14 protein-coding genes are annotated in these 17,183 nt (G+C 73.6%); 12 read left to right on the top strand and 2 right to left on the bottom strand.

The annotated features are described in order from the left end of the window. Window positions 1-117 precede the first annotated feature (117 nt). Complete coding sequence (locus ACLIRP_RS09480; RefSeq protein WP_412060203.1) at window positions 118-576, top strand: type II 3-dehydroquinate dehydratase; 459 nt, start codon at window positions 118-120, stop codon at window positions 574-576. Further along, entirely contained in the window at window positions 573-2,453 is a 1,881-nt protein-coding gene (murJ, locus tag ACLIRP_RS09475; RefSeq protein WP_412060202.1) for a murein biosynthesis integral membrane protein MurJ, read from the top strand. Before ACLIRP_RS09480 ends, murJ begins: the two co-directional genes overlap by 4 nt. 83 nt (window positions 2,454-2,536) lie before the next feature. Here murJ and ACLIRP_RS09470 read toward each other — a convergent pair whose 3' ends face one another. Continuing rightward, window positions 2,537-3,379 carry a hypothetical protein gene (locus ACLIRP_RS09470; RefSeq protein WP_412060201.1) on the bottom strand — a complete coding sequence of 281 codons (843 nt, stop codon included), beginning with the start codon at window positions 3,377-3,379 and terminating at the stop codon, window positions 2,537-2,539. 153 nt (window positions 3,380-3,532) lie between these two features. Between ACLIRP_RS09470 and ACLIRP_RS09465 the strand changes: the two genes are divergently transcribed. The 3 genes from ACLIRP_RS09465 to ACLIRP_RS09455 all read left to right on the top strand — a co-directional run bounded on the left by ACLIRP_RS09465 (window position 3,533) and on the right by ACLIRP_RS09455 (window position 6,370). Next, entirely contained in the window at window positions 3,533-4,453 is a 921-nt protein-coding gene (locus ACLIRP_RS09465) for a hypothetical protein (protein WP_412060200.1), read from the top strand. Window positions 4,454-4,531: 78 nt separating this feature from the next. Next, window positions 4,532-6,076: a transglycosylase SLT domain-containing protein gene (locus ACLIRP_RS09460; protein WP_412060199.1), complete on the top strand. Its 1,545-nt coding sequence runs from the start codon at window positions 4,532-4,534 to the stop codon at window positions 6,074-6,076. Window positions 6,077-6,166: 90 nt separating this feature from the next. Beyond that, window positions 6,167-6,370 carry a hypothetical protein gene (locus ACLIRP_RS09455; RefSeq protein WP_412060198.1) on the top strand — a complete coding sequence of 68 codons (204 nt, stop codon included), beginning with the start codon at window positions 6,167-6,169 and terminating at the stop codon, window positions 6,368-6,370. A gap of 9 nt (window positions 6,371-6,379) precedes the next feature. On the opposite strand, the gene ACLIRP_RS09450 is transcribed toward ACLIRP_RS09455, so the two are convergent. Further along, the gene (locus ACLIRP_RS09450; RefSeq protein ID WP_412060197.1) at window positions 6,380-8,218 is read right to left on the bottom strand and encodes a M61 family metallopeptidase; all 1,839 of its coding nucleotides are present in this window, start codon (window positions 8,216-8,218) and stop codon (window positions 6,380-6,382) included. Window positions 8,219-8,317: 99 nt separating this feature from the next. Between ACLIRP_RS09450 and ACLIRP_RS09445 the strand changes: the two genes are divergently transcribed. From ACLIRP_RS09445 to ACLIRP_RS09415, 7 genes are all read left to right on the top strand, one after another. Further along, a complete protein-coding gene (locus tag ACLIRP_RS09445) occupies window positions 8,318-9,346 on the top strand; it encodes an extracellular solute-binding protein (RefSeq protein WP_412060196.1) in 1,029 nt (342 codons plus the stop codon). A gap of 69 nt (window positions 9,347-9,415) precedes the next feature. Next, entirely contained in the window at window positions 9,416-9,778 is a 363-nt protein-coding gene (locus ACLIRP_RS09440; protein WP_412060195.1) for a fluoride efflux transporter FluC, read from the top strand. Between the two features lie 153 nt (window positions 9,779-9,931). Beyond that, a complete protein-coding gene (locus tag ACLIRP_RS09435; protein WP_412060194.1) occupies window positions 9,932-11,329 on the top strand; it encodes an ABC transporter substrate-binding protein in 1,398 nt (465 codons plus the stop codon). Window positions 11,330-11,560: 231 nt separating this feature from the next. Then, complete coding sequence (locus tag ACLIRP_RS09430) at window positions 11,561-12,367, top strand: outer membrane protein assembly factor BamD (protein WP_412060193.1); 807 nt, start codon at window positions 11,561-11,563, stop codon at window positions 12,365-12,367. Window positions 12,368-12,799: 432 nt separating this feature from the next. Then, a complete protein-coding gene (locus tag ACLIRP_RS09425; protein WP_412060192.1) occupies window positions 12,800-13,351 on the top strand; it encodes an RNA polymerase sigma factor in 552 nt (183 codons plus the stop codon). A gap of 8 nt (window positions 13,352-13,359) precedes the next feature. After that, window positions 13,360-14,589 (top strand): FecR family protein, encoded by a 1,230-nt coding sequence (locus ACLIRP_RS09420; protein ID WP_412060191.1) that lies wholly within the window; start codon window positions 13,360-13,362, stop codon window positions 14,587-14,589. Between the two features lie 63 nt (window positions 14,590-14,652). Beyond that, window positions 14,653-17,139, top strand: a complete 2,487-nt coding sequence (locus ACLIRP_RS09415) for a TonB-dependent receptor domain-containing protein (protein WP_412060190.1) — start codon at window positions 14,653-14,655, stop codon at window positions 17,137-17,139. Window positions 17,140-17,183: the final 44 nt, after the last annotated feature.

Here is a 17,183-nt window from a genome sequence, read left to right as displayed (position 1 = left end):
AGAGGGGAGCAGTCTGCACATCGGCGCCAGCGGGATCCCGCAAGCAGGGGAGAGGCTGCCGGTGGCCTGCTTGCGTCCGTGGACGGTCGGTAGCTTGCGGGCCCTCCCTCCGCGCGGATGCCCGACTCCCCCCAGCGCCCCGGCGTCCTCGTCCTCAACGGACCCAACCTCAACCGGCTCGGCACGCGCGAGCCGTCGGTCTACGGCGCGCTCACGCTCGACGACCTCCAGGCCGACCTCCGCCAGCGGTTCCCCGACCTCTCGTTGCGCTTCGAGCAGCACAACTCCGAGGGGGCGCTGATCGACGCGCTCCACGCCGCCGACACGGTCGAGACGGCGGGCGTCGTCTTCAACCCGGGCGGGTACGCGCACACCTCGGTCGCCCTGCGCGACGCCGTCGCCTCGATCGCGACGCCGGTTGTGGAGGTCCACATCTCGAACGTGTTTGAGCGGGAGGACTTCCGCCAGCGGCTGGTGATCGCGGGCGCCTGCGCGGGCGTCGTCTCCGGGCTGGGGCTGGCGGGCTACGCGCTCGCCGTCTCGCACTTCAACGGCCACGTCGGGGTGACCTCGTGAGCGAGCCCACGCCGCCCGACGACGAGACACCGCGGCCGGCGCCGGAGTCGGTCCCCGAGCCGCAGAACGAGCCGGACCCCCACGACGAGCTGGGGCCGGCCGGCCTGAGCGCGCCCGCGCCGGGCGCCGAGACACTCGCCGAGGCCGACGCGGCGCCGGGCTCGCCCGCCGAGGCCGCCCGGGACGCCGAGCCGAAGCGGCCCGCCAGCGGGTCGGGCGCGCTGCTCGTCGCCGCCGGCATCTTCGCCAGCCGCATCATCGGGCTCGTCCGCGACCGCGCCGTCGCCTACTACTTCGGGTCGGGCGCCTTCGCCGACGTCTACCGGCTGGCGCTGCGCGCGCCCAACTTCCTGCAGAACCTGCTGGGCGAGGGCACGCTCTCGGCCTCGTTTATCCCCATCTACAGCCGGATGCTGGAGGAGGGGAGGGAAGAGGACGCGGGCCGGTTCGCCGGCGCCATTTTCGGGATCCTGGCGGCCGTGGCGTTTGCCGCGGCGACACTCGGGGTGCTCTTGGCCGAGCCGTTCGTCGCCATCATCGCGAGCGGCTTTTTGGACGACGCCGACAAGGTGGCCGCCGGGACGTTGGTCGTGGACCGCTACGCGCTGTCCGTCACCGTCGTCCGGTTCACGTTCCCGATGACGGCGTTCCTGGTGCTGAGCGCGTGGTGCCTGGGGGTGCTCAACAGCCACCGCAAGTTTCTGCTGTCGTACTTCGCGCCGGTCGCCTGGAACGTGGCCCTGCTGGCGGCGCTCTTCGGCGGGGCGTACCTGTACCTGGACGACCCCTTCGGGCTGGCGGCGATGGAGATCGTCCCGCCGGACCAGCTCAGCCAACTGCTCATCGCCGTGTTCGTGGGCGGCATCGCGGGCGGCGTCCTGCAGTTTGTGGTCCAGCTCCCGACCGTCCTGCGGCTGCTCGTCGGGTTCCGGCCGTCGATCTCGCTCCAGGTTGAGGGCGTGCGCGAGGCCATCAAAGCGTTCGTCCCGGTCGTGCTCGGGCGCGGCGCGTATCAGCTCTCGGGCTACCTCGACTTCTGGCTCTCGACGTTCGTGGCGGCCGGCGCGCTCGGCGCGATCGGCTACGCCCAGACGCTCTACCTCCTGCCGATCTCCCTGTTCGGGATGAGCGTCGCCGCCAGCGAGCTCCCGGAGCTGAGCCGGATCTCGCGCGCGGAGCTGGACAACTTTCTCGACCGCGTCGCCGGGTCGGTCCGCCAGATCCTGTACCTCATCGTCCCGACCGTCGTCGGCTACCTCGGCTTCGGCGCGCTCGTGGTCGGCGCCTTCTACCAGACCGGCCAGTTCGGCGCCGACGACACCTGGCAGGTCACGCTCGTGCTGATGGCGTACTCGCTGGGAATGATCGCCACGACGGCCGGGCGCCTGCTCCAGAACGCGTTCTACGCGCTCAACGACACCAAGACGCCCGCGCGGATCGCCGTCTGGCGCGTGGCCGTCTCCGGCGCCATCGGCGCGGCGCTGATGTTCGTGCTCGACCAGTACAGCGTCACCGACGTGATCGGCGTCGAGGCCGAGGGCGACCCGCTCCGGCTCGGCGCGGTCGGGCTGGCGCTGGGCTCGGCGGTCGGCGCCTGGGTCGAGCTGTGGCGGCTCGTCGCCGCGCTCCGGGGCCACGAGCCCACGTTCCGCCTGCCCTGGGCGGCGGGCCTCCGGATGCTGGGGCTGGCCGGCTTGGCGGCGATCCCGGCCACGCTGGCGCTGGCGTTCGTGCCGGCGACCGTCGCGCCGGTGTGGGCCTACGGCATCGGCGTCATCGGCGTCTACGGGCTGGGCTACCTCGCGCTCGGCCACCTGCTCGGCTTCGACGAGTCGGACGCCTGGCTCGGGAAGGTCTTCCGCCGGATGAAGCGGTAACCAGCGCCAGCGGGCAGACAAAAAAAGCGGCGCCGGACTCAGTCCGGCGCCGCTGGGCGTGGTGGGATGCCCGCGGTCAGGGGCTAGGAGCCGATCTGACCGATGTAGTGCTGGGCCCAGCCGTGCCACGCCTGTCCCTCGGTGACGGCCTCGAAGGCGGCGCGGGCCTCGGCGTCGTTGCCGGCGCCCATGTGGGCGAGCCCGAGCTGGATGTAGATCGCCGAGTTGTCCGCCGACGCGTCGGCGTTGGCGACGGCGGTCTCGGCGAACGGGACGGCGTCGGCGCCGCGCTCCATGGCGTTGAGGGCCTTGGCGTAGAAGAAGGCCACCAGGTCGGCGTCGTAGCCGTCCATGCGGGCCTGCTCCAGGAGCGCGTACGCGTCGGTCGCCTGCTCAAACGAGATCTCGTTGCCCGAGAGCATCTGGGTCGCCTGGGCGACCTTCTCGGCGGTCGCATTCGCGCCGGCCTGGGCCTGCTGCGCGGCGGCGTTCGCGGCCCGCTGGTCGAGCGCGGCGGTCACGCGGTCGAGCTGGTCCTGCGCGGTGGAGCGGATGTCGGCGGCGTTCGAGGCGTCCGACGCCTCGGCCATGGCGATGGCGGCCTCATACGCGTTGCGGGCGTCCTCGAGACGACGCTGCGCGGCGAGCGACTGCGCCAGCCCCAGGCCGGCGGCGGCATACGACGGGTTGTAGATGAGGGACTCCTCGAACTTCAGCAGGGCCGCCTCGAAGTCGCGGTCGCGGAGGAGGGCGGCGCCCTCGTCGTACAGGCCGCGGGCGCGCTCGGGGTCGAGTTCGATGGCGGCCTCAGCGGAGTCGGCGGCGACCTCCGGGGTGTCGGCGGGCATCTCGCCGCCGTCGGACTGGGCACTGGCGGCGGTCGTCAGACCGAGGGCGAGGAGGGCAAGGAGGGCGATACGGAACATGTCGGACGGGGGGGTGGGGGCGATGGCTCGGACAACAAACCTACATAGGGTGTGCCACCGTGGGGAACCGCCCCCGGGGGGCGATTCGTGTGCGCCTCCGTCCGCCATCGTGGACGCGCGGTGTGTGCCGCGCCGATCACTCTCGCCCCCGCCATGCGCCTCCTCCTGCTCGTCTCCGCCCTCGCCGCCTCCGCCTGCGCGCAGGCCCCCGCCGAGGCCGCCGACCCCGGCCGTCGGGCCGATTCGGTCGTGACCCGACCCGACGCGGCCGAGATCCCCGGCGACGGTCCCACACTGTCCGACGGCGACGTCACCACAGGCTCGCGCGACACGCTTGCAGTCACCGACATCCGCATCCCGCTGGGCGACGGCGCCATCGTCGCCCGGGTGTCGACGGCCCCGATCACCGACCGGCTCGCGAGCCCCGGCTTCGAGGCGGTCCCGCTCAATGCGCTCAACCTCCACGACGACGAGAGCACGTCGGTCGAGGCCGCCCTCGCGGTCGTCCGCGAGCTCGGCGGGCGCGTCGTCGAGCTGCGGCACTCGGGCGAGCGGAACCTGACGTTCGCCGTCGGCGGCGCGACGTTCCGGGCCGACCCGAACCGCGTGTTCACCGACGCCGGCCGCCGCCGCACGCTCGCGTCGCTCTCGGCCGCGACGCCGGCCGCGCTCGCGGCGCTGGAGGCGTTCGCCGACTCGGCGCTGGCGGTCTACGCCGCCGTCCCGGCCGGCGTCGTGCTGACGCTCCACAACAACACGGACGACAACTACTCGGCGCGGTCGTATGCCCCAGGCGGCGAGTACGCCAGCGACGCCGCGGCGGTCACCGTCCATCCCGGCACCGACCCCGATGACTTCTTTTTCGTCACCGACCGCGCGCTCTACGACGCGCTCGCCGAGGCCGGCTTCAACGCCGTCCTGCAGGACAACGACGCGGCGACCGACGACGGCTCGCTGTCGGTATGGGCGGCCCGGCGGGGCGTCCCGTACGTCAACGTGGAGGCGCAGCACGGACACGTCGAGGCGCAAGCCCAGATGATCCGGGCACTTGTCGGCGTCCTCTCCCGCCAATAAGTCCGGAAGGCGGGTGGGGTCGGACCCGCCCCGTGCGCGCCCCGTATCAGTCGGCCCCTCTCGTCAGTCGACCGTCCGATGTTCAAAAAGTCCTTTGCCGTCGTCGCCGTCCTGATCGTGGGTGGCTTGGCCGCCGCGTCCATCCGCACCGTCGCGGACCCCGAGGGCGTGAGCATCCCCGACCCGATCGAGCGGGACCTCGGGGCCATCATGGAACGCGATACGCTCGTTGCGCTGACGTCCTACACCTCGACCAGCTACTTCCTGTACCGCGGCCTGCCGATGGGCTACGAGTACGAGCTGCTGCAGGACTTTGCCGAGGAGCGCGACGTGGTCTTCCAGATCAAGGTGGTCCCGCGCGACTCGATCCTGTACTACCTCAACGCGGGGCTCGGAGACATCGCGGCCGCTCGGCTCCAGCCCGTCCAGGAGGACACCTCGCGGTTCGGGTTCACCGTCAACCTGTACGAGACGCAGGCGGCGGTCGTCCAGGCGCAGGAGATCGCGGACACGACCGAGGTGGAGGCCCCGATCATGCCGTCCGAGATCGCCGAGCGCCGCGGCCAGATCGCGGGCGACGTCGCCCAGAACCCGCTCACGATCCAGGCCCGCCGCGTCCGCCGGCCCGCCGACCTCGCCGGCCAAGACGTCTACCTGCCCACCGGGGACCCCTACGTCGAGCGCCTGGTCGAGCTCGAGGACCGGATCAGCGGGGACATCCGCGTGGTCGAGGTCGACACGACGAGCGAGGCGCTCATCCGCAACGTGGCCGTCGGCAACATCGAGCTGACCGTCGCCCAGGAGAACGTGGCCAAGCTGGAGGAGGGCTACTACGAGAACCTGACGGTCGAGCCGGCCGTCGGCGCGCCGCACGGCGTGGCGTGGGCCGTCCGCGACAACGCGCCGGCGCTACTCGCCGCGCTCGACGAGTGGATCGAGGAGAACCGCGACACCCGGCGCTGGAACTCGCTCTACCGCAAGTACTACGTCGACCGCCGCGGCTTCCGCGAGCGGATCGAGACGGGCTTCCTGACCGCCCGCACCGGCAACCTCTCGGGCTACGACAACCTGCTCAAAAAGTACGCCCCGGGCGTCGGGTGGGACTGGCGGCTCCTGGGAAGCCAGATGTACCAGGAGAGCCGGTTCGAGCCGCGCGCGCGGTCGTGGGCCGGGGCGATGGGCCTGCTCCAGATCATGCCCGCGACGGCCGGCGACCTCGGCCTCGCCGACCCCTACGACCCCGAGGCCAACATCGAGGCCGCCGTCCGCTACCTCAAGTGGCTCGAAGACAACTATTGGGCGGAGAAGATCGACGACCCGGAGGAGCGGAAAAAGTTCATCCTGGCCAGCTACAACGCGGGCGCGGGCCACGTGATGGACGCCCAGCGGCTGACCGAGGCCGAGGGCGGCGACCCGACGATCTGGGACGACGTGGCGTACTGGCTGCTCCGCAAGTCCGAGGCCGAGGTCTACAACCGCCCCGAGGTGCGCCACGGGTACGCGCGCGGCCTGGAGCCCGTCCACTACGTCGAGATCATCCTGGAGCGCTACGAGCACTACCAGCAGTTCGTCGAGGGCGAGGAGGGGGCCGAGTCCGTCCCGGACCAGGAACTCGGCGTGTGAGCCGCGCCGTTGTGCCCTGGCGGGGCACGCCGTCCCGCCCCGGCGGCGCCGACGCGCGCCCCTAGCTTCCCTGAGCACCCGCCCGGCCGCATGACCGACTTCGCTACGCAGACTGACCGCGACGCTCTCAAGGAGGCCCTCACCGAGGTGCTCCGCGAAAACCGAGACTGGCTCCGCGAGCTGGTCCAGGAAGCCCTCGTTGAGGTGGCCCACGCCGAGGCCCGGCGCGAGGCCGACGCCCACGCCGCCGGCGAGCCGATGCGGGAGTACGCCCTCCCGCACGGCCGCGCCTGACGCCTCGATTTAGTCGACCGGCGCCTTCGCTCCGAGCCACGCCTCCCGGGCGTCGCGGATGGTGGCCGTCACGGGCCGGTCCGCCGACTCGAAGGTCACCACTTCGAGCGTCGGGTCGGCCGCCAGCGTGAGCCGCGCGGTCTTGACGACGCCCCGCTGTTCGAACGCCACCTCGACCTCGGTCCCCGGCGCGCGGCGCGCGAACGCCGCCTCGACCGCCGCGGCCGTTGTCACGTCGACGCCGTCGACCCGCACGATCCGGTCGCCGGACGACAGGCCCGCGTCGTACGCCGGCGTGCCGTGCGGGACGGGCGCGACGATCTCGACCCCGCCGTCGCCGTCGGCGAGGGCGAGCCGGCCGATGGAGCCGGCCTCCGGCCGCGCCAGGCGCAGGAGCATCCCGACGGGCGCCAGCAGGTCGGCGTAGTCCATCACCTCGCCCCGGTCGATGTAGCGGGCGAACACGTCGGCGGCGAACGCTGGGTCGCCGGAGACCTCGCCGAGCACGCGCTCGATGTCGTGGCGCGTGTACGGGCGGGCCGGCGTCGTGGCCGTCTGGTGCCGGCCGAACTCGTCCCACATCGCCTGCATGACGTCGTCGAGCGTCCGGCCGTAGCGCTGGCGCAAGGTGAGGTCGAGCCCGAGCCCGAGGATCTCGCCCCACGAGTAGTACGAGATGAACGTGGTCGAGAAGGCGGCCTCGTCGATCGACGTGCCGGCGTCGACGAACGTCGCCATCCGGCTCATCTCGGCCGGGCCGCGCGTCGCTCGCGCCGGCGAGTTGAGGACGTAGTCGAGCGGGCCGCTGATCTCGGCCGCGTAGGCGTAGACCGGCATGAGGTCGGCGCGGACGCGCGTGAGCCCGTCGTAGTAGCTCGTGAAGCCCTCGCCGAACCACAGGTTCTCGGACGGGTTGGGGCCGGTAAAGTCGAACGGCTCCAGCGCCGCGTCGCGCAGGCGCTCCATGTTCCAGGCGTGGAAGTGCTCGTGCGCGAGCGTCCCGAGCACCCGGAGGTCGCCCCCGTCGGCAAGGGCCCGCGTGCTCGTCAGGATCGTCGAGTTGCGGTGCTCCATGCCGTCGCCGGCGACCCAGGGGAGGTAGTCGGCCAGGAAGGTGTAGGTGCCGTGGTCGAAGGTGGGGTAGGCGCCGAAGACGGCGGCCTGCTCGGCGATCACGCGGCGCGCCATAGCGGCGTAGGCCTCGCCCTCTTCATCGGTGCCGAGGTGGTGGAGCGCGATCCGGTACCGCGCGCCGCCTTGGTCCCACTCGATCAGCTGGTGGTCGCTGAGCTCGGTCGGCGAGTCCATAAAGTCCGCGAGGTCGGGGGCGGTGAACGTGTGGGGGGCGTCGGTGGGCTGGAGCTGGGTCGCCACGCGCCAGCCGTGGATGGGGTGGAACGTGACGCGGACCGGCCGCGCCTCCAGCCCGCGCGCCCACGCGAACGCCGCGGGCATGTTGTAGTGGGCGTGCGTCGAGTCGACGCCGGCGTAGGTGCCGTCGGCGCGGTTGCTGTACAGCGTGTAGCGGAAGGTGACCGTCCCGTCGTGGCCGCCGACGGTCCACTCCGAGGGGGCCGTGCGCCGGACCGCCAGCGGGCGCCCGGCGCCGTCGGTGGCGGACACGTTGAAGACGTTCTTGGCAAACAGGTGGATGGCGTACCGGCCGGGCGAGGACTGGCTCATGACGACCGTCAGCGGGTCGGCGTCGAGACCGGGAAAGGTGGCGGCGATCTCGGTCTCGTGCGCGGCAGCGTTCGGCCACGAGACGTCGTAGGCGACGGGCTGCGCCTGGGCCGTCAGCGGCGCGGCGAGGAGCAGGAGGGCGAGCAGGCGTCCGGCGTTCGGCATCAGGAGGGGAGCGGGGGAGGGGAGGGGGAGCCCAAGGATAGGACCGGGGGAACGCCGCCCGCCCGCCGGCGATAGGCCCGGCCCGCTCCCGCTTCGCCCGTGCGCATAGTCCTCCTCGCCCTCGTCGCCGCCCTCACCGTCTCCGCCTGCGGGGGCGACGGCCGGACCCCGCTGCTCGTCTACTCGCCGCACGGCAAGGAGATGTTGCGCGCCTACGAGGAGGCCTTCGAGGCCCAAAACCCGACGGTCGACGTGCAGTGGATCGACCTCGGAAGCCAGGAGGTCTACGACCGGATCGCGGGCGAGCGGGCGAACCCGCAGGCGTCCGTCTGGTGGGGCGCCCCGCAGACCCTGTTCATGCGCGCCGCCGCCGACGGGCTGCTCCAGCCGTTCGCCCCGAACTGGGCCGACGCCGTCCCGGCGAACGCGAAAGACGCCGACGGCCTGTGGTATGGGACCTACCTCACCCCCGAGGGCCTGCTCTACAACACGACGGTCATCGAAGAGAGCGACGTGCCGCGCGACTGGGACGCGCTCCTCGACCCGGAGTGGGCCGACCGCATCCTGATCCGCTCGCCGCTCGAGTCCGGGACGATGCGGACGATCTGGGGCGCGCTCATCCTGCGCCAGCCGACCGTGGAGGACGGCTACCGCTGGCTCGCCCAGCTCGATCAGAACACGAAGGGGTACGCCGCGAACCCGACCCAACTGTATCTGGGGATTTCGCGCGGCGAGGCCGACCTCACACTCTGGAACCTGCCCGACACCTACCTCCAGGCGCAGGACTACGCGTTCGGCTTCCACGCCCCCGTCTCCGGCACGCCCGTGCTCGTCGACGCCGTCGGGATCCCGGCGGGCGCCCCGCAGCCCGAGCTGGCGCAAGCCTTTGTCGAGTTCGTGACCACGCGCGAGGCGCTCGTCCGCCAGGCCGCCGACTTCCACCGCATCCCCGCCCGCACCGACATCCCGGCGTCGGACCTCCCCGCCTGGATGGGCGAGGGCACGTTCACACCGATGAACCTCGACTGGGACCGCTTGTCGACCGAGGGCCCGGAGTGGATGCAGGTCTGGGACGAGCAGATCAAGGGGCGCGGCGCCGAGTACCTCGCCGAGCACCCGGCCGAGTAGGGTCGGCAGACGTCGCGCCCGACGCGGGCGGTACGTTCAGGCTCCCGTTGCTCCCCGCTCGCCATCGTCGTGTTGAATCTCCTCTACGTCGCGCTCGGCGGTGCCGTCGGGGCCGTCGCCCGGTACGGCGTGGGGCTGGCGGCCGTGCGCTGGAGCGCGGCCGCGCCGTGGGGGACGTGGGGCGTGAATGCGCTCGGCTGCCTGCTGATCGGGCTGGCGATCCCGCTCGTCCGCGCCGACGGGCCCCGGCTGGCGCTCGTCGTCGGCGTGCTCGGCTCGTTCACGACGTTCTCGACGTACTCGGCCGACACCGTGCTGCTGTGGGAGGCCGGGCGGCGGGGGCTGGCGGTCGCGAACGCGGCCGGAAGCGTGGCCGTGGGCGTGCTGTTCGTGGTCCTCGGGCTGGGGCTCGGCCGGCACCTCGCGAGCTAGGGGGCGGGGGATCGGGGACAGGATCCGCTATTGCGAGACGACTCTCCCCCGTCCGCGGACGCGCTCCTGCGCTCCGACTCCGCGAAGACCGGGCGGGCGCCTTGCCGGGTCCCCCCGCCGGTCGCATCTTGCCGGCCCCCTCCGATCCGCGCCGTGCTGCTCCGCCTGTTCGCCCTTTCGCTCGCCTTCGCCGTCGCCGCGCCCTCCGCCGCGGCCCAGCCGGCGACGGCCGAGTCCGTCCCCGCCGCCGAGGCCGCCTTTCAGAACGGGATCGCCAGCTACGGCGCCGGCGAGTATGCCGAGGCCGAGCGCCTGTTTACGCGTGCCGCCGACGAGTTCGGCTTCAACGAGCGGACCACGGCGGCGACGCTGATGGCCGCCAAGGCCGCCTACGCCGACGGCGACTTCGACCGCGCCATCGCTGCCGCGACGCGCCTCGTCGCCCAGTACCCCGGCAGCCGCTACGCCGAGCCCGCACGCACCGTCCTCGCCAACGCCACGACTGGCGGGCGCGGTGGCCGGGGCCGCCCGCTCGACTTGGGCGTCGTGCTCCCCATCGCCGGTGAGGGCGGGTACTTCGGCCAGGCCTTGTTCAACGGCATCCGCATCGCCGTCGACGAGCGGAACGCGTCGGGTACCGGGCGACCGGTGCGCATGGTCTTCCGAGACTCCCGCGCGACCGGCGCGGGCGCCCGGGCCGCCGTCGAGGCCGTGGTCGCCGAAGGCGTCGACCTCGTCGTCGGCCCGCTCACCAGCGAGGAGGCGGGGCCTGCGGGGGAGGCGGCCGAGGCGGCTCGCGTCGTGCTGGTCGCCCCCCTCGCCACGGACGGCGCCGTGAGTGCGGGCAAGCGGTTCGTCTTCCAGGCCAACCCGACGTTCGCCGAGCGGGGCCGGGCGATGGCCCGCTACGCGACCGGGCGCCTCGGCCTCAACCGCTTGGGCGTCGCCGCCCAACGCGAGACGCTCGGGGCCGACATGGCCGGCGCCTTCGCCGCCGAGGCCCGCCGCCTGGGCGCCCGCGTCGACTTCGAGACGCTCATCGACGCCGCCGACGACTGGCAGGACCTCGACCGCGAGGTCGGAGAGGCCCGCCTCCGCGCCGTCGACGCCGTCTACCTCCCCGTCACCGGCCGCGACGCGCCGCGCTACGCCGACGACGCGCTCCGCGCGCTCGACGCCATCGGCCGCGCGCCCCGGCCGCTCGGCAACACCGAGTGGGAGGGCCTCCAGGCCTCGAAGGCCCGCGCCAGCCGCCTCGGCGCCGTCTTCACGCAGGACTTTTTCGTCGCGCCCGGCGCCGCCGACGCCTTTGGCCGCCGCTACCGCGAGCTGGCGGGGATCGGGCAAGACCGCCTCGCGCTCATCGGCTACGACATCACGCGGCTGGTGCTCCGCGAGGCCGAGGCCGACGAGGGCGCGCTCGCCGACGCGCTCCGCGCCGCCCCGATGTTCGAGGGGCTCGGCCACCGCTTCCACTTCGACGGCGGCCAGGTCAATGAGGCCCTCTACATCCTGGGCTTCCGCGACGGCCAGGCGGTGTTGCTCGAGTAGGGTTGGGGACAAGAACGGGGTAGGGGGGCCGGACGGCCAGCGCCATCGACCCGGCCCACGCGCGCTGCCCGTCCCTCTTTCCCCGTCCCCCGTTCCCTATCGCGCCAGCAGCCCCGTCTTCGCCGCTTCTCGTCGGCGGGCCCCCGAGCGGGGGGGCGACCTTGGCCTGCAATAAGCCGATTGGGACCCCGTTCCCCGGCCCTGTCCGACTCGCGCCTCGCCCCCTCGCTCATGCCGTTCCGTTCCGGGCTTCTCGCCCTTCTCGTCGCCGTCGCTGCCGGATGTGGAGGCGGGCCCACGACGTTCGGGACCGCCCAGGCCGCGTATGAGCAGGCGACCGCCGAGGCCGAGCGAGGGCGCCACTCGCTCGCCATCGAGTACTACCGCGCCGCCCTCGACTTCGGCCGCACCGGCGAGCTCGCCGACGACGCCCAGCTCGGCCTGGCCCGCGCGTACGCCGCCGACGGGCAGTACCTGCTGGCGGGCAACGAGTACACCCGCTTTATCGAGTTCTACCGGACCGACGACCGGATCGAGCAGGCCGCCTTCGAGCGGATCCAGGCCTACGCCGAGCTGAGCCCGCGCTTCGAGCTCGACCAGACCGACACCCGGCAGGCGCTCGCCTACATCCGCATCTTTACCGACCGCTACCCGCAGAGCCCGAACCTCGCGGCCGCTGAGGCGCTGGCCTCGGAGCTCCGCGAGAAGCTGGCCCGCAAGGCCTTCGAGGCGGGCAAGCTCTACGAGCGGCGCGAGTACTACGAGGCGGCCGTGATCGCCTTCAAACGCGTCCTCGAGGAGTACCCGTCGAGTGAGTACGCCGACGACGCCATGCTCGGCGCCGTCCGCGCCCAGCTCAAGTACGCCGACGGCTCGGTCGCCGCCCGCCAGCAGGCGCGCTACCAGACGGCGCTCGACCTCTACGACGAGCTCACGACCCTCTTCCCGCAGAGCCCGACGCTCGCCGAGGCGCAGGGGCTCTACGACCGCGCCTACGCCGGCTGGCAGGCGGCCAGCGCCGCCGCGCAGGCCGAGTAGTCGGGGGTAAGGGACAGAGCGTCGCTGGCGGAGTCCCCGCGAGCGAGCCCGCTGCTGGCGCGAGCTCTGCCTACGTCGTCCCCTCTCCCCTCGGGAGAGGGACCACCGACAGGTCGGCGCAGCCAGGGTGCGGGTGTCCACCGGCTTGCGAGAGTCTGACTGCAGGCGCCAGCCGGGCGCCCTCCCCCAGCCCCTCCTGTCCGGGAGGGGAGGACAGGGCCGCACCCACCTACAAACGCAAGCCCACCCGAAGCGCCGTGGGAAACCTCATGCGAGCGGGTCAGGCGAGAAATCAGCGGAGGGGCTCCGGAGCGGCGCTGACGCCAGCCAGTGATACCGTAGTGGATCGCGGATGCGGGGCGCCGCCCGCGGTGTGACCTTGCGGGCGTGTCCTGCGGCTCTAGCCCTGCCCCCCAGGGGCGCCTCCCCGCCATGCCCTTCACCCCCGACGCCGTCTCCCGCGCCCAGGCCGGCGACGCCGCCGCCCGCGACGCCCTGCTCGCGGCCGTCGAGCGCCCCATCCGTGGGTTCTTCCGCGCCCGGATCGGCGCCTCGCCCCAGGTCGACGACCTGGTGCAGAACGCCCTGATCCGGGTCCTTCGCGGGCTCGACGCGCTCCAGAACCCGGCCCGGTTCAAGGCCTTCGCCATGAAAGCCGCCCTCTTCGAACTCCAGGACTTCTACCGCGGCCGGTACACGTCGCGCGAGGCCCTGTTCGACCCCGACCTCCCGACCCCGGGGTCGGTCGACGCCGACGACGTGGCGCTCCGGGTCGACCTCGAGAACGCCATGGCCGTCTTGACTGACCACGCCCGCGCCATCTTGGAAATGCGGGAGCTGGGCTACGCCTACTCCGAGATCGCCGACACCCTCGACACCACGGAGGCCGCCGTCAAGATGCAGGTCAAGCGGGCCTTCGAAAAGCTCCGGGACGCCCTCGCGGGCGCGCTCGTGCTGGCCGCCGTCCTCCTCGGCACCTTTTAGAGAGACCCATGCGTGACACCGACGCCCTCGCCTTTTTCGACGCCCTGCCGCCCGACGAGCGGGCCGCCCTCGACGCCGCCGTGGCCGCCGAGCCCGCGCTCGCGGAGGCCTTCGCGCGGTGGCGCTCGCTCCGCGCCGCCGTCCGCGCCGACTTGGCGCGCGACCTGCCGGACCGCGTCCTGCTCGTGCTCTACGCGCTGGCGGACCCCGACCTCTTGAGCGACGCCGAGCAGGCCCGGGTCGACCAAGCCCGGCCGGCGCTCGACGCCGCGCTCGCGAAGCACCCCGGCCTGGCCGCCGCCGTCCGCCGCATCCGCGCCGACCGCGACGCCTTCGAGGCCGCCTGGGCCGACGCCGCATCTGAGCCCGCAGAGACCGCCCCAACTCTCGCCAGCCTCCCGAAGACGTCCCCTTTCCCCACGGGAGAGGGACAGCCGGAGGCCGGCGTCCGCCAACCGACAGGTCGGCGCAGCCAGGGTGAGGGACAGGTCTTGCGCAAGCGCGCCGACCGCCAGCCGCTCCGCCTGGTCCGCCCGACGCGCTGGGTGATGCGCGCCGCCGCCGTGTTCGCCGTCGTCGCCTTCGGCGCGGTCCTGACCCAGCTCTACCTCCGCGACGCCGGGTGGGAGACGCTCGCGGGCGCCCAGACCGTCACGTTCGAGGACGGCACGACCGTCCAGCTCGCCGACAACGCCCGGCTCGCGGTCCCCGACGACCGGGGCCGCCAGGCGCGCCTGCTGGCGGGCGAGGCCCTCTTCCGCGTGACCCGCAACCCCGACGCGCCGTTCTCGGTGACGACCCCGAACGCGGATGTCGTCGTGCTCGGCACCACGTTCGCCGTCGACGCCAGCGACGTGCGGACCGAGGTGACGCTGGTGACCGGCGCCGTAACCGTGGCGCCTCGGGAGACGCCCGCCGCCGCCGTGACCCTGGCACCCGGCCAGCGGACGACCGTGCTCGCGCTCGACGCGCCCTCGGCACCGGCTCGCGCCGACCTCGGCGCGCTCGCGTGGACCGGCGTCGTGTTCGCGACCGATCAGACGGCCGGCGAGATCGCCCGCCAGCTCAGCGCCCGTTTCGATGTGCCCGTCTCCGTCGCCCCGACGCTGGCGTCGGTTGTCATCGGTGGCACCGCGGAGTTCGGTCGCGAAGGCCTTCGCGATGCCGTCGATAAGCTGGCGCTGTCGCTCGGCGCGCGCGTCGAGGCCGACGGGCGCGGATTCCGAATCGTCGAGTAAGGCGGCGCCCGAAGGCGCGGAGCAGGGGGCGCCGTCCGTTGGGGCCGTCCCTATCCTCCCGCCGTGCGCTCCGCCGCCCTCGTCCTCTGCCTCGTGGCCGTGCTCGCCGCCCGGCCCGCCGCCGCGCAGTCCGAGGCCGAGTTCGTCTGGGTCAAGGCCCCGCTGGCGGACGCGCTCTACGAGCTCGCCGAGGCGACCGGGCTGGAGCTCGTCTTCGCCTTGCGGCTCGTTGAGGACGTGCGCGTGACGGGCAGCTACCGGGCCACCGACGACCCCGACCGCGCGCTCCGGCTCATCCTGCGCGACTCGGGCGTCCGCGCCGAGCGGATCCGCGAGGGGCAGTACGTGCTCATCAAAGAGCCGCTCAACGTCCGGCCCGACATCGAGACGGCGCGCGAGGCGTACACCGGCACGCTCGACGGACGCGTGGTCGGCGCGGAGAGCGGGGACCCGCTGGTCGGCGCCCACGTCTGGCTCGTCGACCTCGGGCTCGGCGACGTGGTCGGGCCCGACGGCGGGTTCGCCGTGCCCGACCTCCCGACGGGCCGCTACGTCGTCCGCGTCTCGCACGTCGGCTACCGCCCGGTCCGCATCGAGCTCGACGTCTTCCCGGACTCCCCGCGCCTGCCCCCGACGATCCGCCTGCAGCCAGACCTCCTGGAGAGCACCGACGCCCGCGTCGTCGCTGGGCCCGAGCCGCCCGGCCCGACGCCGGGCTCGACCGACCTCAGCGCACTCGGCGCCCGCCAAGCCGCCGCCATCCCCTACGCCCTCGGCGAGGCCGACCTCGCGGCGACGCTGTCGTGGCTCCCCGGACTCTCGCGCACGGGCGGCGCCAGCGGAGCCATCGTCGTGCGCGGCTCCGACCCGCACCGGACGCGCTACGTCCGCGACGGCGTCCCGCTCTACGAGCCGTGGCACGCCTTCGGATTGTTCTCGGCGTTCCAGCCCGAGGCGCTGTCTCGTGTCCGCTTTTACCGGGGCTCGCTCCCGGCCGCGCTCGGCGGTGGCTTGGCGGCCGTCCTTGACGTCGAGACGACCGACGCGCTCGCGGGCGACACGCTCCGGACGCTCGGCGCCGGCCTCATCGCGGTCCGCGCCGTCGCGGACGTGCCGGTGGGGGAGCGCGTCGGCGTCCACGTCGGCCTGCGGCGCTCGACGCTGGGCCTGCTCGTGGCGCCCGGCTTGCGGACCGAAGGCGGCGCGCTCGTCCTCGACCCCGCCGGCGGACGCCCCTTCGAGGGCGACCGGCCCGAGGTGTCGTTCGCCGATGCCGCCGTCAAAGTGAGCACCCGGCTGGCGTCATCGGCCCGCCTCGACGTGTCGGCGACCGGCGGGCAGGACGCCGTCCGGCTCGGGACGATCGCCGGGCAACCCGGCCTCGACTACCGCTGGCGCACGCACACGGCCTCGGCGCGGCTCCGTGCGCTGCAGGGCGAGAAGACGTTCGTGACCGCCGTCGCGTACCGCTCCGGGCACGCGGCGACCGAGCGGCGACTTGGGACCGGTCGGGCCGAGCAGACCCTCGTCGAGCACGGCGCGACGCTCGACCTCGACCACTTCCGGTCGACGACGCTCCAGCTTCAGGGCGGCCTCCAGGTCGCGGACCGCTCGGTCGACGGCGCCGCTGCTCCGGGCGGGGAAGGGCGCCAGCGGACTGCCGAGGGCGCGGCGTACCTCGCGGCCACGATCCGCCCCGCCCCAGACTGGCAGATCCAGCCGGGCCTGCGCGTCGAGGCCCACACCGCGGACAACGCGGTCACCGCGCTCGACCTCAGCCCCCGTGTGTTCGTCCGCTACGAGCGCGGCGACCGGCTCGTGGTGCGGGCCGGGCTGAGCCGCCAGACGCAGGCCGTCCACCGCGTGCGCGACCGCGTTGAGGGCCGGTACGCGCTGGCGGCGTCGCGCTGGCTGCTCGCCGATGCCGCCGTACCCGTGGCGCGGTCGTGGCAGGCCGGGCTGGGCGCCGAGGTCGCCGCGACGGACCGGCTGGCGCTGAGCGTCGACCTCTACGCGCACCGCTCGTCGGGCCTGCTCGAACCCAGCGACGGGCCCGCGCAAGAGGCCGGCGTCGATCCGTCCGCGCTGCTCGCGGGCCACCCGGCGCACGACGGCCGCGCCGCCGGCATCGAGGCCGCCGCCCGCCTCGACATCGGCCCGTGGACGCTCGGCGCGAGCGGGGCGCTCGCGCTCGCCCAAGTCCGACCCGAGACGGGTGGCGACTGGCGACCCTCGGCATACTCGCGCCCGCTCGCGCTTGGGCTGATCGCCCAGCGCGCGCGCGGCCCGTGGACCGCCGCCGTCCGCCTCGACGCTGAGTCCGGGCTGGCCGTGCCCGGCGGCACGCGCGACCGGATCGGCCTGCGCGCGAGCGCCGCCGTCGGCCTCCGTGGCGAGCGCGCGGGCTACCGATGGACCGCGCTCGCCCAAGCGACCGCCCGGCCGCCGACCGGCACGTCGTCGGCCCCTTTCGACCCCGACCTTCCGCTGGCGACCGACGCGCGCGGCCTGCCCGGGTGGCCCGTCGTCAGCGTCGCCGTCCGCTGGTGAGCGAGTGACGCGGGACCCGGCACCCCGGCCCGCGTACTCTGTCG

The organism is Rubrivirga halophila, assembly GCF_046845755.1.
Taxonomy (GTDB): Bacteria; Bacteroidota; Rhodothermia; order Rhodothermales; family Rubricoccaceae; genus Rubrivirga.
Note: the sequence above shows the minus strand (reverse complement) of the source record. Positions and strands in the feature narration are given on the sequence as shown.